The organism is Sedimentibacter sp. B4, from assembly GCF_000309315.1.
In the GTDB taxonomy this organism is placed as follows: Bacteria; Bacillota; Clostridia; order Tissierellales; family Sedimentibacteraceae; genus Sedimentibacter; species Sedimentibacter saalensis.
Window position 1 is genome coordinate 1 of the sequence record NZ_CANG01000134.1, and the last position, 226, is coordinate 226.

The 226-nt window shown below is 69.5% G+C and carries 1 protein-coding gene; it reads left to right on the plus strand.

The window, feature by feature from the left end; all coding sequences use genetic code 11:
- The coding region (locus BN358_RS28675) for a dTDP-4-dehydrorhamnose 3,5-epimerase family protein (protein ID WP_198018376.1) at nucleotides 1-226 on the plus strand (226 nt) is incomplete at both ends.

A 226-nucleotide genomic window follows, 5' to 3' on the forward strand; every position in this document is an offset into this window, starting at 1 on the left:
GGGGCTGGTTCAAGGAGAACTGGCAGCGGGCGAAGATGACCGCGCTCGGGCTGCCCGACTTCGGGCCGGTGCAGCACAGCATCGCCTACAACACCCTGGCCGGGGTCACCCGGGGCTTCCACGCCGAGCCGTGGGACAAGCTGGTCTCGATCGCGGCCGGACGGATCTTCGGAGCCTGGGTCGACCTGAGGGACGGCGATAGCTTCGGCCGGACCGTCACCGTCGA